Raw genomic sequence first — 15,052 nt, 5'->3', positions numbered from 1 at the left:
CTCAATTAAGAAAACAACTTATGACTATTCTTGTTACCGGAGCGACGGGATATATTGGAAAACGCCTTATACATTTTTTATTAAATGAAGGCCATACCGTTGTTTGCGTTGTTAGAGATAGGCTAAGAGCCGATAAAAGTTACACAGAAGAAGATAATGTTTATGTTTTTGAAGGGGACTTCTTAAAGCCAGAAACATTGAAAGATATCCCAAAAGACATTGACGTAGCTTACTACTTGATACATTCGATGTCCAACTCATCAAAAGATTTTGAATCGCTTGAGGAGCAGTGTGCAAATAACTTCAAGACTTGCATTGAAACTACCAATACCAAACAAGTTGTTTATTTGAGTGGCATCACCAACGAGGAAAAGCTTTCGAAACATTTACAGTCCAGAAAAAATGTGGAAGACCTACTAGCTTCAAAAAAATATGCGCTTACCATTTTTAAAGCTGGTATTATAGTAGGTTCTGGAAGTTCTTCTTTTGAAATCATTAGGGACTTGGTTGAAAAATTACCGTTTATGATTGCCCCTAAGTGGTTAAACACAAAAACACAGCCCATTGCCGTTAGAGATGTGTTAACCTTTTTATCAAAAGCTGCAGGCAACGAAGAACTGTTCAATAAAACCTATGATATTTTTGGTCCAGAAATCATTACCTACAAGGATATGCTACTTCAATTTGCAGAAGTTAGAGACTTAAAACGGTACATCCTAACCGTACCGGTCATGACTCCAAAATTATCATCGTACTGGTTGTATTTCGTTACTTCCACGTCTTACAAATTGGCCGCCACTTTGGTGGATAGTATGGGCGTTCAAATTATAGGAAAACCAAGTAATATCAACAAAAACTTAAAAGTAGACCCAATCCCGTACAAAAAGGCTGTGAAGTTAGCTTTTGAAAAAATTGAGCAAAATAGTATTATCTCGAGTTGGAAAGATTCTATGGTAAGCAGTGGCAGACTGCGAAACAATTTACATAAATACATAAACGTACCTAAATTTGGCTGCTTCAGAGATTACAAAGAACGCCAAATAAACGATACTCAAAAAACCATAGATAAAATTTGGAGTATTGGCGGAAAAACAGGATGGTATTACGGAAATATTTTATGGCGTATAAGAGGTTATATTGATAAGGTTTTTGGAGGCATAGGTTTAAGACGAGGCCGTACAAGTCCAACCGATTTAGATGCCGGAGATGCATTAGATTTTTGGCGTGTTATTTTTGCAGATAAGAACAAACAAAAACTTCTACTCTATGCTGAAATGCGCCTACCTGGTGAAGCTTGGCTGGAATTTAAGATTGAAGATAATTTACTAAAACAAACGGCTACCTTTAGACCTCGCGGACTTTGGGGCAGATTGTACTGGTACAGTGTACTGCCTTTTCATGGGTTTATATTCTCTGGAATGATAAGCAAATTAGTTAAAATTGAGCCATAAAATCTATGATACTAAATTCAACATATTACGAAAAAGAACATAAACAAATCATTTCAGATTTGGTTGGCCGATCGTTTACCTTATTGGAGATTTTCAAAATGCGCGGTATTGGTTCTAAAAGAATGATTATAGATGAGGCCAGCCCCAATCTACAACCTTACTTAAATACAGTATCAGATATTAATTATGGTAATATGGAAATTAGAAAGAATGGTGTGCTAATTTATATCAACAAGGGCTTACAAAATTTTACTTGGGTTATTCCGTATTATCAATTAGCCCTTTATAAAACTAATGGCATCAGTATTCATGCACAGGGCAAGTTTATTCATTTTAAAAACAACAAAACCTTTAAAGAGAATAGATCCTTTTTTAAAAAATTGATGGATGAAAAGCTAAAATATGACGAACAACACAACTTCCAGCCTTCATGACTCTAACCGATTATGAAATAGATAGAATAATCGAAATGGCTTGGGAAGACAGAACCACCTTTGAAGCTATCACATTTCAATTTGGTTTAAAAGAGCAGGAAGTCATCGAACTGATGCGGACGGAGCTCAAACCAAGCAGTTTCAAATTGTGGCGCAAGCGTGTTCAAGGCAGAAAAGCAAAACATGAAAAATTAAGAAATTTTGAAAAAGGGCGCTTTAAATGCTCCAGACAAAAGCAGATAACCCATAATAAAATTTCTAAAAGATAAGCCATGGATTTTAAAGGTAAATAGGTTAAAAAAAGGACAATTATGAATATAGAAACAAAAAATGGTAAAACCAGAGTTAACGGCCATCGACTTAACGGGGTGTCTTATGATGATATTGGAGATGACCACTTATACACGGGACTTGAAACACCGTTAAAGAAAGACGCTTTTAAACTATCTGACGAAGAAAAAAAAGAACGTATTGCTATTTTGTTTGAAGAAATAATGGACGTGATGGGCCTCGACCTCACAGATGATTCCCTGCAGGGCACCCCAAAGCGTGTAGCTAAAATGTACATCGACGAAATATTTTCTGGACTCAACCCAAAAAACAAACCTAAAGTGGCGTTGTTCGATAACAAGTACCAATATAACCAGATGCTGGTTGAAAAAAACATAACCTTTTACTCCAATTGTGAGCATCACTTTGTTCCCATAATTGGTAAGGCTCATGTAGCTTACATATCATCAGGAAAAGTAATTGGCTTATCAAAACTTAATAGAATGGTTCAATATTTTGCCAAACGTCCACAAGTTCAAGAACGACTAACTAATCAAATAGCACAAGAATTAAAAGATATTTTAAAAACGGAAGACGTCGCCGTAATCATAGATGCCAAACATTTGTGCGTGTCGTCCAGAGGCATCAAAGACAATACCTCATTAACTGTAACATCATTCTATGGTGGAAAATTTAACACCCCATTCAAAATTGCAGAATTACAAAATCATTTAAAAAGTAGCTAATATGGATTTAATAAACAAAGCTTTAGAATTCGAAAAAAGAAAAATGAAATCCTTATCAACAAGTGATAGAGTGAAAATTTCAAGAGAAGCCAAAAGTCTTATTTTAGATTTAAATAAAATCTACAAAGAGAAGAAAGATGAAAAAATTATGGACTTAATGAAACGATTAACCGCCATAAAAAGGAAAGTTGAAAAACGATTGAAAGGCGCTCCCTTAACAGCTTAATATTTATAACTCAACAAAATAAGTCACCAATAAAACAATCATATTAAATTTTTTATAAAAAACATTGACAAAAATCATAAATATCATAGATTTTACTATATTGTGAAATTGATGAAATATACCATATTTCATGTAATATCAATTTATAGAATAAAGATTAAAAACTATGGAGATTATTGACCGAGCTTTAGAATTCGAGCAACGTAAGCACACATTTAAAACCACAAGTGAGCGTATCGAATCGTCTAGAGAAGTAAAAGACCTAATACTAAGTTTAAATAAAGTTTACAAAAAAGACAAAGATCCAGAAATAATGGATCTTATGAAACGCTTAACAGCTATAAAACAAAAAATAGAAAAACGGCTAAAGGGCAGGCCATAAAATAATCAAAAGCCCTGAAACCATATGAAAACAATAATTTTAATAGGTGGTAGTAAGGGCATTGGAAATGCCATTCTTAACAAACTTATAGACTCTTGCAAAATAGTAAACATTAGTAGGAGTTCGCCAAAACAAGACCATCCCAATTTAACACATCATTCCTGCGATATTTTAAAGGGCGACTTACCAAAAATTAAAAGTGCTGACGCCTTAATATATTGTCCAGGTAGCATAAATTTAAAACCAATATCGAGGTTAAGTACGGAAGATTTTCAAAATGATTTTGAAATAAATGTACTGGGTGCCGTAAAATCCATACAAGAGTACATACCTGCCTTGAAAGGTGGCAATACCCCTTCAATCTTACTTTTTAGTACTGTTGCGGCAAAATTAGGCATGCCTTTTCATGCTAGTATCGCAACTGCTAAATCGGGTGTGGAAGGTTTAGTAAAATCTCTTGGGGCCGAACTAGCGCCTACCATTCGCATCAATGCCATTGCGCCTACAGTTACCAATACCGATTTGGCTTCAAAACTATTGCGCAACGAAAAAATGATTGATAACATCACCGAAAGACACCCTCTAAAAAAGTTTTTAGAGCCTGAAGAAGTTGCTGAGATGGCTTCATTTTTAATTTCGGATAAAACCACATCCATCTCGGGTCAAATCTTTAACATGGATTGTGGAATTGTGAGTTTCAAAATATAAAACACTAAAAAATAAATAGCTATGTTCAGTTTTTTCAAGAAAAAGTCAAAAAGAGAGAAATTAGAAGAAAAGTTTAAAAAATTAATGCAAGAATGGCACGACCTCTCCTCTATTAATAGAGCTGCTAGCGATAAAAAATATGCTCAAGCGCAAGAAATTGCCAAAATTTTGAATGATATGAAACATGAAGCTGCTTAAATACATCTTATTTTTTTTAGTTATAAATTTCGGTGCATTGGCTATCGGCACATGGCTGATGGACAATGGCCCGCAAACCGAGTGGTATCTTAATATAAACAAAGCGCCTTGGACGCCCCCGGGTTGGGCATTTGGTACTGCTTGGACGACCATAATGATTTGCTTCTCCATATACATGGCATTTTTATACAAACTCATACCTGGAAGTACAACACTAATAGCCCTATTTTCAGTTCAATTTGTTTTAAACGTTCTTTGGAATTATATTTTTTTCAATCAACACTTAATTGCAGCAGGTTTAATTTGTATTGTTCTATTAACCCTAATCGTATTGAGGTTCATTTTTGATTATAAAGATATCTTAGGCATAAAAACACTACTTATACTCCCCTATTTTGTTTGGCTGTGCGTGGCCACATCACTAAACACCTACATATTTATTTACAATTAAAAGCATGAAAATATACAGGTTACACGAAAAGCAAAATTTACCAATTTCAGTCGGCGAAGCTTGGGACTTTTTATCAGACCCCAAAAACCTTAAAACCATTACGCCAGATTATATGGGGTTCAATATACTTTCTGGTGCCGATAGGCCTATGTTCGCTGGTCAAATTATCCAATATATTGTAACACCTGTTCTCGGCATTAAAACCAAATGGGTCACTGAAATAACGCACAGCATCCACCAAAAATACTTTGTAGACGAACAGCGATTTGGTCCTTACAACCTATGGCATCACAAACATTTTATAAGAGAAATTAATGGCGGTGTTGAAATGGAAGACATTATAGACTATAAACTCCCTTTTGGCCTTATTGGGCAAATGGCTCATCCTATTCTAGTAAAGCCTAAGTTAGAAGAAATTTTTAATTACCGTAAGCAAAAATTAGAAGAGCTATTTGGCCTATACAAGAATGACCAATAGATGAAAAAGAATGAACAAAGAATGAATCAGCCTTTAAATATATTTTGGTTTCGTCGTGATTTAAGATTAGATGATAATGTTGGTTTCTATGAAGCCTTAAATGGCGAACACCCTGTTTTACCCATTTTCATATTCGACAAAAACATCCTTGACAAGCTTCCAGAAGATGATGCGCGCGTCACCTTTATTTTCAACACCTTGCAAAGCATGCGCAACACTCTTCAGAACGAAAGAAATAGCAGTATTGCCATATTTTACGGTACACCAGAAAAGGTTTTTAAAAATCTAATTGCCGATTACGATATCAATGCTGTATTCACCAACCATGACTACGAACCTTATGCCAAAGAACGCGACTCGCAAATAAAATTGCTTTTAGAAGAACAAAACATCACCTTCAAAACCTATAAAGACCAAGTTATCTTTGAAAAGGACGATATTTTAAAAAATGACGGTACGCCCTATGTTGTTTATACGCCCTACATGAAAACGTGGAAAGAAAAGTTTAAAAGCCATAATCTTAAAATCTATTATACCAATAGGCATTTGGACAATTTAGTGGAGCATAGCAGGCTCCCAAATGTCTCATTGTTGGATATGGGTTTTAAAACAGCCTCACAAAAAATTGAAGGTTATACGGTAACACCAACCCTTATTCAAGAATACGAGGACAAACGAAATTTTCCTGCCAAAGACGCCACCTCAAAGTTGGGTCCGCACTTACGATTTGGTACCGTGAGCGTTCGTAAAATGATTAAAAAAGCCATTGCCGAGAAAAACGAAATCTTTTGGCAAGAACTGATTTGGCGTGAATTCTTTATGCACATATTATGGCATTTTCCTCATACGGTCACAGAAAGCTTTAAACCCAAGTACGACCGTATCATGTGGCGAAATAACGACGATGAATTTAAAATTTGGTGTCAAGGTAAAACGGGTTACCCACTGGTAGATGCGGGTATGCGCCAACTTAACGAAACCGGCTTTATGCACAACCGGGTGCGTATGCTGGTGGGTAGTTTTTTATGTAAACATTTACTGATTGATTGGCGATGGGGCGAGGCTTATTTTGCCGAAAAACTTCACGATTACGAAATGGCCAGCAATGTAGGCAACTGGCAGTGGGTGGCCGGGTGTGGAGTGGATGCCGCACCATATTTCAGAATTTTTAACCCAACCACACAAATAGAAAAGTTTGACAAAAAACTAGAATATATTAAAACATGGGTGCCAGATTATCAAGAACTCACTTACCCAAATAAAATGGTTGACCATAAATTTGCCAGAGAACGTTGCTTAAAGGTTTACAAAGAGGCTTTAAACTAGTATTTGATTTTTATTGAACAAAGTAGTTACTCGGTTTAAATTTGAATTAAACAATTATAAAAACCATATCTTTAAACCATCAAGAATATAAAACCCAAGTGCTTATTGTGCCTTTAGACTAGGCTTTCAGCACCAACCTGAAACGTGCTTTCCCTTCCTCTAAATGTGACAATGCTTTGTTTACATCTTCCATTTTAAACTCTTCAACCGTTGGATAAATATCGTGTCTTACACAAAACTCTAACATTTTCCGCGTAAGCGCTATACTTCCAATTGGGCTTCCACCGACCGATTTTTCACCAACTATTAAACTAAATGCAGGAATGGCCATTGGTTCTAAAACGGCACCCACTGTATGTAGTTTTCCTTTTGGAGCAAGTGCGGTTAAAAATGAACCCCAGTCTAAAGTAACGTTGGTCGTATTTAAAATAAAATTCAGGGAACCGGCTATACCCTCGAGTTCCTCCGGTTTTGTTGAGTCTATAACCTGATGAGCTCCCATATTAAGAATCATATCTTTTTTGTTGGGATTTGAACTAAATGCGTAAACCTCGCAGCCCCATGCTTTTAAAAACTTAATAGCCATATGGCCCAATCCACCAATGCCAATAACCCCTACTTTATCGGTAGGCTGAACACCAGAAAGCACAATAGGATTGAAAACGGTAATACCGCCGCAAAACAACGGTCCTGCTTTCTTAATATCTAAGCCTTCAGGAAGAGGAATAACCCAAGACCAATGCCCTCTTACGGCATTTGCAAAACCACCATGCCTTCCAACAATAGTCGCTTCGGCATTACCACATAAATGCTGGTCTCCATCCAAACATGAGTTGCAATGCATACAAGAGGCAGAGTTCCATCCCATACCCACTTTATCTCCAGCTTTTAGTCCCTGTACATCGCTTCCAACGGCTAATACCTCACCCACAATTTCGTGGCCGGGCACAAGAGGAAATTCAGACATGCCCCAATCGTTATTAATCATACTTAAATCAGAATGGCACAATCCACAATAATGGACTTTGATGTCCACCTCTTCTTTTCCTATTTCGGGAAGCTCGTATTCAAACTTTTCTAACTTTGCCCCAGCTTCTTTAGCGGCATATGCTTGTATTTTTCTCATGGTTTTTGGTTTCAAAATGGTTTTAGAAAAGATACAAAAAAAAGTCGTGATTTAATAAATTGAGATTAGCTAGTTAATAACATTTTTAAAGTGGTAATTTTATTAAATTTACACTTCTAACTTTAACAAAACTAAATCATGAAAATATTAGCTATTGGCAAAAACTACGTTGCCAACAAAGTTGAAATAAGCGCGAACAAAACCGGCAATCAAATTATATTTTCTAAACCCGAATCGAGCTTGGTAAAAAACAACCATGACGTGGTTTATCCTAGTTTTACCAATCAATTGAATTATGAAGCGGAGTTGGTTATTAAAATAGGAAAAAAAGGCAAAGACATAAAAATTAGTGAAGCCGCATCGTACATTTCAGAAATTGGTATTGGTATCGATTTTACCGCCAAGGATGTCTTTAATGCCAGCAGAGAAAACAAGGGGCCTTGGGATTTAGGAAAAGGGTTTGATGGTGCTGCACCGATTTCAAAGTTTCAAAACATATCTAATTTTCCAAACCTGAATAATATTAACTTCAATTTAGTAATAAACGGAGAAGAAAAACAAATAGGAAACACTAGCCTGATGATTTACGATTTCAGCGACATTATCGCTTTTACTTCTAAATTCATGACATTGGAATCTGGCGACCTTATCTTTACAGGCACTCCCGCATCCGGAACTGGTGAAATCCATAAAGGCGACCATTTACAAGCCTCTATTGAAGGTCAATTACTTTTGGATTTTAAAATAATATAGTTTAAATCTATCAATATAATAATGAGTAATTCTATTGCCTATCGCGTTTACGATTTCCTAAAAAATTACCCGCCTTTCAATCTTTTGCAAAAAGACGATTTACTTAAAATTTCAGAAGATGTTTCAATCATCTATTTGGAAAAAGGCGATACTATTTTTAAAAAAGGCGATAATTTGAAGAACGTTTTTTACATAGTTAGAAATGGGGCCATAACGCTTTATCATACTGCTAACGACAACGTTCAACATATTGTAAACATTAGCGATGGTGGTGATGTTTTTGGATTAAGACCGCTTATTGCGGAAGAAGATTATAAAATTACGTCCAAAGCGAATGAAGAATCTATCGTTTATGCCATCCCAATAGATATTTTTAGAAAAGTAAGCGCTAACAATAGTTACGTTTCGAAATTTTTAATCACGGCGTTTGCCACCAATGCTTTCGACCCATATACAGCAGAAGAAAACAAAAAAATATTTGTTGATTATTTACCCAATACGTCACAAGACATTGTAAACTTTCAAACGGCCAACTATAGTAAAAACCCCATTACTTGTGGCCATGATTCATCTTTAAAAGATGCTGCAATCAAAATGAAGGATCATAAAATCGGTTGTATTATTGTGGTTGACGAAAGCAACAAGCCTGTTGGAATTATTACAAACAGCGACATAAAAAACAAAATTGCCACGGGCACCTTCCCTATTAAAACTTGCGTTACCAAGATTATGAGTACACCTGTGATAACCTGTAGAAAGGACTTGACGGTAGCCGAAGGTCAGTTGAAAATGTTACAGTACAACATTGGTCATTTGTGTATTACCAAAGACGGCACCGAAAACTCGAAACTTATCGGTGTTTTAACCAATCATGATGTTTTGGCTACCTTAGGAAATAACCCCGCCGTTATTTTAAAGGAAATTAAACGGGCCAAGCGCACTAAAAAATTGCGGGCAGCTAGGCTAACGGCCAACAATCTCCTAAAAAGTTATTTAGAGCAAAACATACCCATTGGCCATATCACAAAAATAATCTCGCAAATTAACGATGCTGTAACAGCGCGAGCAATTGAAATTGCACTAAAGAAAATGCCGAGCAAACCACCGGTAAAATTCTCTTGGATTGCTACGGGAAGTCAAGGTAGAAAAGAGCAACTCTTGTTTACAGACCAAGACAACGCCATTATTTTTGAAGACGTTCCTAAAGATAAACACGAAGAAACACAAGCTTATTTTCTAGAATTAGGTAAACTGGTAAGTAAATCGCTTAACAAGATAGGTTTTGAATATTGTGAGGCCGATATGATGGGCAGCAATCCAGACTGGTGCAAAACCATAACTGAGTGGAAAGTACAATTTGACGACTGGATTTTAAACACCGATGATAAAGCCATTTTATTGTCTTCTATATTTTTCGATTTTAGCCATATTTATGGTAAAAAAGCCTTAGTTACCGATTTATCTGATTCTATTTATAAAACCTTAGAACAAACCTCTCTATTCTTTAAGTTTTTGGGAAGAGATGCCTTAAAAAACCCGCCTCCGTTAGGCTTTTTTAAACAATTTGCCGTTGAAAAAGATAATGAGCAAAAAGACCTCTTCAATATTAAAAACAGAGCTATTATGCCGTTGGTTGACGCCGCTCGGTTACTCATATTGCAAAACAGAATTAAAGGGGTTAACAATACAGCCAATCGCTTTGAAAAATTGGCTGACTTAGACCCGAGCAATAAAGAGCTTTACCATTCTTGTGCTTACTCATTCAAGGCGCTATCTAAGTTTAAAACTAAGCAAGGTTTGTTGCATAACAATACGGGCAAATTCATAGAAATTGAAACTTTAACTAAGGAAGAACAACTCAAATTAAGGCGCTGCTTTAAACCGATTCATGATATTCAAGAGGTGTTGAAAGTTAGATTCGACCTAAAAAACTTTGTATAACCTATGAAGTTAAAATGGCCATTTGTAAAAAGACGAAAGGATTTACCTGATTTTTGGCTAGATTATTTAAGTCTATTTAAAAAGAAGAAGAAATCTGAGATTCGAAATACACGTTTCGTTGCTTTTGACACAGAAACCACAGGTTTCGACAAAAAAGAAGACCGCATTTTATCAATTGGGGCTGTAGCGCTTACTGGAAAAACCATTTCTGTTAACGACACATTAGAAGTTTATTTAAAACAAGAAGTTTTTAAACCTGAAACGGTAAAAATCCATGGTATTATACGTTCGGGGTCCGAAGAAAAAATATCAGAACAGGAAGCTATAAAAGTCTTTTTAGATTACATAAAAGATGCCGTTTTAATAGCCCATCATGCCAGTTTTGACAAAGGCATGATTAATAATATGCTCGCTAGACATGGTTTTGGTAAATTAAAAAATAGGTTTATTGATACGGGCGTGCTTTACAAAAAGTCGTTGCACATTATTTACAAGGACAATACAAGACCCTATACTTTAGATTATCTCTGCAAAGAATTGAATGTTCAGCCTATAGATAGGCACACCGCCACTGGCGATGCGCTTATCACGGCTTTAGTATTCTTAAAAATCCTATCCCGTTTAGATAAAAGAAAACACCTAAACTGGGGTTATTTGCTGAACAGATAGAAAATTACTTAACGTTATCCATGATATCCTGAACTACTTCTGGATTCAATAACGTACTTGTATCTCCTAAATTACTGGTATCTCTACTTGCAATTTTTCGCAAAATACGACGCATAATTTTACCCGAACGTGTTTTGGGCAGCCCTTGCGTAAATTGGATTTTATCTAATTTTGCGATAGGCCCAATACGGTCTGAAATCAATTGATTAATCTCTTTACGCAAATTAGAATGGTCTCTAGACTCTCCTGTATCCTTGAGTGTTATGTATCCATATAATGCACTTCCCTTAACCTCGTGCGGAAATCCGACGATAGCAGACTCTGCAACGGCAGGATGCTCGTTAATGGCATCTTCGATAGGAGCTGTTCCTAAATTATGACCAGATACAATTATAACGTCATCTACCCTACCTGTAATTCTATAATAGCCTACCTCATCGCGCATGGCACCATCACCGGTGAAATATTTGTTTTCAAAAGCTGAAAAATACGTGTCTTTATAACGCTTATGGTTGCCCCAAATAGTTCGAGCTATAGATGGCCAAGGAAACTTAATGCACAAACGACCTTCTACTTGATTGCCCTTAAGTTCGTTTCCACTTTCATCCAATAGTGCCGGCTGGATTCCGATGAATGGTAAAGTAGCATAAGTTGGTTTTGTTGGTGTTACAAACGGTATTGGCGTAATCATGATACCTCCTGTTTCGGTTTGCCACCACGAATCTACAATAGGACTTTTATTTTTACCCACCACGTCATTATACCAGTGCCAGGCTTCTTCATTTATAGGCTCTCCAACACTGCCCAATACTTTTAAGGACGATATATCGTATTTCTCAACCAATTCCACACCATGTTTCGCTAATGCTCGAATAGCTGTTGGTGCTGTATAAAACTGGTTTATTTTATGCTTTTCAATAATTTGCCAGAATCGTCCAAAATCAGGATAACTCGGCACGCCTTCAAACATTACCGTTGTGGCTCCGTTAGCTAATGGTCCGTAAACAATGTAGCTGTGCCCGGTAATCCATCCGATATCCGCTGTACACCAAAACACATCATTTTCGCGATACTGAAAAACATTTTTAAAGGTGTAAGCCGTATAAACCATATAACCGGCCGTTGTGTGTACCATGCCTTTAGGCTTTCCTGTGGAACCAGAAGTATACAAAATAAACAATGGGTCTTCGGCATTCATAATTTCGGGATCACAATCGCCATAAGCCTCATCCAATAATGGTTTTAACCAATAGTCTCGGCCTTCTTTCATTTTAACATCTGAATGGATACGTTTCGCTACTAAAACTTTATCTACACTCGGGCATACTTCTAATGCTTCATCAACGATACCTTTTAAATCGATAGTTTTAGCGCCGCGATAAGACCCATCCGATGTGATGACCATTTTACAGTCACTGTCATTTATTCTGGTCGCCACAGCAGTTGCAGAAAAACCAGCAAATACAACAGAGTGTATGGCTCCAATCCTGGCACAGGCCAAAACAGAAATCGCCAATTCTGGAATCATAGGTAAATAAATGCAAACCCTATCGCCTTTTTTTATTCCCTTAGCTTTTAAAACATTGGCTAATTTGTTTACCCGTTTGTGTAATTGGTTATAAGTAATGTGTTCTGCTGGTTCATCCGGACTATTAGGCTCAAATAAAATGGCCGTTTTATCACCACGTGTTGCTAGGTGTCTATCTATACAGTTTTCGGTGATATTTAATTGTGCGCCTTCAAACCATTTAATTTCTGGCTTATTGAAATCCCAGGTTAAAACATTATCCCATTTCTTTCGCCACATAAAATGCTCTTCAGCTACTTCTTCCCAAAAATTTTCTGGCTCTCTTATAGACTTACGGTAAACTTGATAATATTCCTCTAAATGTTTTATGTGATAATTACTCATTTGATATTTTGATTATGCTAATAACTAAAATTAATAAATTAAATAATTTTTCTTTCGATCTAAATTAATTTTTTGGGCGTTACCCCAAAATGGGGGTCGGGCTTTCACTACTCGCTCCTCCTACGTCGGGAGCTCAAACATACCGTTCAATCCCTAACGCGGTCATACTTCTGAAGTTCGTTTAGTAAATTAATGTGTTGCCCCACCAGCGCCACTTGGTATTCTGATGTTTTCAACAATCTCTTGAACATCTTCAGGCGGGTCTGGTGTAAATTTCATAATTACAATAGAAACAACAAAATTTAAAACCATAGCAACCGTTCCGAAGCCCTCTGGCGAAATACCAAACCACCACTCACTTTCGTCTGGTAAGGTCTCATCAAACCAACCCAATCTGAATTTCACCATATACAGAAGCATTGTTGTTACACCAACAACCATTCCTGCAATAGCACCTTCTTTATTCATTTTCTTATAGAAGATACCCAAAATAATTGCTGGAAAAAAGGAAGCTGCAGCTAAACCAAAGGCCAAAGCAACCACCGCCGCAACAAACCCTGGTGGATTTATCCCGAAGTACCCAGCAACAATTACCGCTACCACAGCTGAAAGTCTGGCAGCTATTAATTCACCTTTATCAGAAATGTTAGGATTAATCATTTTTTTAATCAAGTCGTGCGATACAGAAGACGAAATCACCAACAATAGACCAGCAGCAGTTGACAAAGCAGCAGCTAAACAACCAGCAGCAACCAGTGCAATAACCCAATTAGGTAAATTGGCTATTTCTGGGTTGGCCAACACCATAATGTCGCGATCTACATATAGCTCGTTGGCATTACTTGAAGCATTTGAAATCAAACGTTCACCAGACAGACCTATTTCACCTGTAAATTCCGGAGATTTAGAGGAAAGTGCAGGCCCACCGTCTAGCTTTGGTCCTAAATACTGTACCTTTCCATCTTGATTTTTATCTGTCCAAGCGATTAAACCTAAATCTTCCCAAGTGTTAAACCATGTTGGTAGTTGTTTGTACTCTGTTTGATTAACAGTTTCCATTAAATTCAGCTTGGCAAAGGCCGCTACGGCAGGTGCCGTGATGTACAAAAGGGCAATAAACAATAAGGCGTATCCAGCCGATTTCCTTGCATCCTTTACCCTTTTTACGGTAAAAAATCTAACTATTACATGAGGCAAACCAGCTGTACCCACCATTAAAGCTAAGGTTATTGCAAATACGTCAATCATACTCTTAGAGCCATCTGTATAAGCATTAAACCCAAGCTCTTGATTTAGTCCATCAAGTTTATCTAACATGTAGGTTCCAGAACCATCAGCCAAGGTATCGCCCATGCCCAGCATTGGAAAAGGATTATTAGTCATTTGAATGGAAATAAAAATAGCAGGAACCAGAAACGCAAAAATCAGTACGCAATATTGTGCTACTTGCGTATAGGTAATCCCTTTCATTCCTCCCAGTACAGCATAGAATAATACGATAATCATTCCAATCATAACGCCTGTATTGATGTCTACCTCAAGAAAACGTGAAAATACAACACCAACCCCACGCATTTGTCCAGCAATATAGGTAAACGACACTATTAAAGCACAGAAAACAGCAACGCTTCGTGCCGTATTTGAATAATACCTATCACCTATAAAATCGGGTACCGTAAACTTCCCGAATTTTCTTAAATAAGGTGCAAGAAGCAATGCTAGTAATACATAGCCACCTGTCCAACCCATAAGAAAAACAGAACCATCATACCCTAAAAATGAAATAATACCAGCCATAGAGATGAATGAGGCTGCCGACATCCAATCTGCCGCTGTGGCCATACCGTTAGCAATTGGAGAAACACCTCCGCCTGCAACATAAAATTCTTTTGTAGAACCTGCTCTAGACCAAATGGCAATACCAATGTAAAGTGCAAATGTTACTCCAACAAATATATAAGTTAAATTTTGTGCATCCATA

17 protein-coding genes are annotated in these 15,052 nt (G+C 36.8%); 14 read left to right on the top strand and 3 right to left on the bottom strand.

The features are described 5' to 3' along the window. The first annotated feature begins 20 nt into the window (after positions 1-20). The 11 genes from ACIEHO_RS05370 to ACIEHO_RS05320 all read left to right on the top strand — a co-directional run bounded on the left by ACIEHO_RS05370 (position 21) and on the right by ACIEHO_RS05320 (position 6,670). Positions 21-1,451 carry an SDR family oxidoreductase gene (locus ACIEHO_RS05370; RefSeq protein WP_406969419.1) on the top strand — a complete coding sequence of 477 codons (1,431 nt, stop codon included), beginning with the start codon at positions 21-23 and terminating at the stop codon, positions 1,449-1,451. A gap of 5 nt (positions 1,452-1,456) precedes the next feature. Next, positions 1,457-1,885: a hypothetical protein gene (locus ACIEHO_RS05365; RefSeq protein WP_406969417.1), complete on the top strand. Its 429-nt coding sequence runs from the start codon at positions 1,457-1,459 to the stop codon at positions 1,883-1,885. After that, positions 1,882-2,154, top strand: a complete 273-nt coding sequence (locus tag ACIEHO_RS05360) for a TIGR03643 family protein (protein ID WP_406969415.1) — start codon at positions 1,882-1,884, stop codon at positions 2,152-2,154. The genes ACIEHO_RS05365 and ACIEHO_RS05360 overlap by 4 nt, the downstream gene beginning before the upstream one ends. Before the next feature lie 42 nt (positions 2,155-2,196). Beyond that, a complete protein-coding gene (gene folE / locus ACIEHO_RS05355) occupies positions 2,197-2,901 on the top strand; it encodes a GTP cyclohydrolase I FolE (RefSeq protein ID WP_406969413.1) in 705 nt (234 codons plus the stop codon). A 1-nt stretch (position 2,902) separates the two neighbouring features. Further along, positions 2,903-3,127: a hypothetical protein gene (locus tag ACIEHO_RS05350; RefSeq protein ID WP_406969411.1), complete on the top strand. Its 225-nt coding sequence runs from the start codon at positions 2,903-2,905 to the stop codon at positions 3,125-3,127. Between the two features lie 166 nt (positions 3,128-3,293). Further along, positions 3,294-3,509, top strand: coding sequence for a hypothetical protein (locus tag ACIEHO_RS05345; protein WP_406969409.1), 216 nt, complete (start codon positions 3,294-3,296; stop codon positions 3,507-3,509). Positions 3,510-3,533: 24 nt separating this feature from the next. Then, complete coding sequence (locus ACIEHO_RS05340; protein WP_406969407.1) at positions 3,534-4,217, top strand: SDR family NAD(P)-dependent oxidoreductase; 684 nt, start codon at positions 3,534-3,536, stop codon at positions 4,215-4,217. A 21-nt stretch (positions 4,218-4,238) separates the two neighbouring features. Further along, positions 4,239-4,415, top strand: coding sequence for a Lacal_2735 family protein (locus ACIEHO_RS05335; RefSeq protein WP_406969405.1), 177 nt, complete (start codon positions 4,239-4,241; stop codon positions 4,413-4,415). Next, positions 4,402-4,866: a TspO/MBR family protein gene (locus tag ACIEHO_RS05330; protein WP_406969403.1), complete on the top strand. Its 465-nt coding sequence runs from the start codon at positions 4,402-4,404 to the stop codon at positions 4,864-4,866. The genes ACIEHO_RS05335 and ACIEHO_RS05330 overlap by 14 nt, the downstream gene beginning before the upstream one ends. A gap of 4 nt (positions 4,867-4,870) precedes the next feature. Continuing rightward, positions 4,871-5,344, top strand: a complete 474-nt coding sequence (locus tag ACIEHO_RS05325; protein WP_406969401.1) for an SRPBCC family protein — start codon at positions 4,871-4,873, stop codon at positions 5,342-5,344. Between the two features lie 21 nt (positions 5,345-5,365). Beyond that, positions 5,366-6,670, top strand: a complete 1,305-nt coding sequence (locus ACIEHO_RS05320) for a cryptochrome/photolyase family protein (protein WP_406969849.1) — start codon at positions 5,366-5,368, stop codon at positions 6,668-6,670. 118 nt (positions 6,671-6,788) lie between these two features. Here ACIEHO_RS05320 and ahr read toward each other — a convergent pair whose 3' ends face one another. Beyond that, positions 6,789-7,796, bottom strand: a complete 1,008-nt coding sequence (gene ahr / locus ACIEHO_RS05315; RefSeq protein ID WP_406969399.1) for an NADPH-dependent aldehyde reductase Ahr — start codon at positions 7,794-7,796, stop codon at positions 6,789-6,791. A 138-nt stretch (positions 7,797-7,934) separates the two neighbouring features. On the opposite strand from ahr, the gene ACIEHO_RS05310 reads away from it, so the two are divergent. From ACIEHO_RS05310 to ACIEHO_RS05300, 3 genes are read left to right on the top strand one after another with little or no spacing between them, the layout of a single operon-like run. After that, complete coding sequence (locus ACIEHO_RS05310) at positions 7,935-8,549, top strand: fumarylacetoacetate hydrolase family protein (RefSeq protein ID WP_406969397.1); 615 nt, start codon at positions 7,935-7,937, stop codon at positions 8,547-8,549. A 21-nt stretch (positions 8,550-8,570) separates the two neighbouring features. Then, complete coding sequence (locus tag ACIEHO_RS05305; protein WP_406969395.1) at positions 8,571-10,490, top strand: DUF294 nucleotidyltransferase-like domain-containing protein; 1,920 nt, start codon at positions 8,571-8,573, stop codon at positions 10,488-10,490. Between the two features lie 3 nt (positions 10,491-10,493). Further along, entirely contained in the window at positions 10,494-11,159 is a 666-nt protein-coding gene (locus ACIEHO_RS05300; protein ID WP_406969394.1) for a 3'-5' exonuclease, read from the top strand. 4 nt (positions 11,160-11,163) lie between these two features. On the opposite strand, the gene acs is transcribed toward ACIEHO_RS05300, so the two are convergent. Together acs and ACIEHO_RS05290 are read right to left on the bottom strand one after the other, a co-directional pair. After that, a complete protein-coding gene (gene acs, locus ACIEHO_RS05295) occupies positions 11,164-13,071 on the bottom strand; it encodes an acetate--CoA ligase (protein ID WP_406969392.1) in 1,908 nt (635 codons plus the stop codon). A gap of 189 nt (positions 13,072-13,260) precedes the next feature. Then, entirely contained in the window at positions 13,261-15,051 is a 1,791-nt protein-coding gene (locus ACIEHO_RS05290) for a sodium:solute symporter family protein (protein WP_406969390.1), read from the bottom strand. Between the last annotated feature and the right edge of the window lies 1 nt (position 15,052).

The organism is Flavisericum labens, assembly GCF_045446075.1.
Lineage (GTDB): Bacteria > Bacteroidota > Bacteroidia > Flavobacteriales > Flavobacteriaceae > Flavisericum > Flavisericum labens.
Note: the sequence above shows the minus strand (reverse complement) of the source record. Positions and strands in the feature narration are given on the sequence as shown.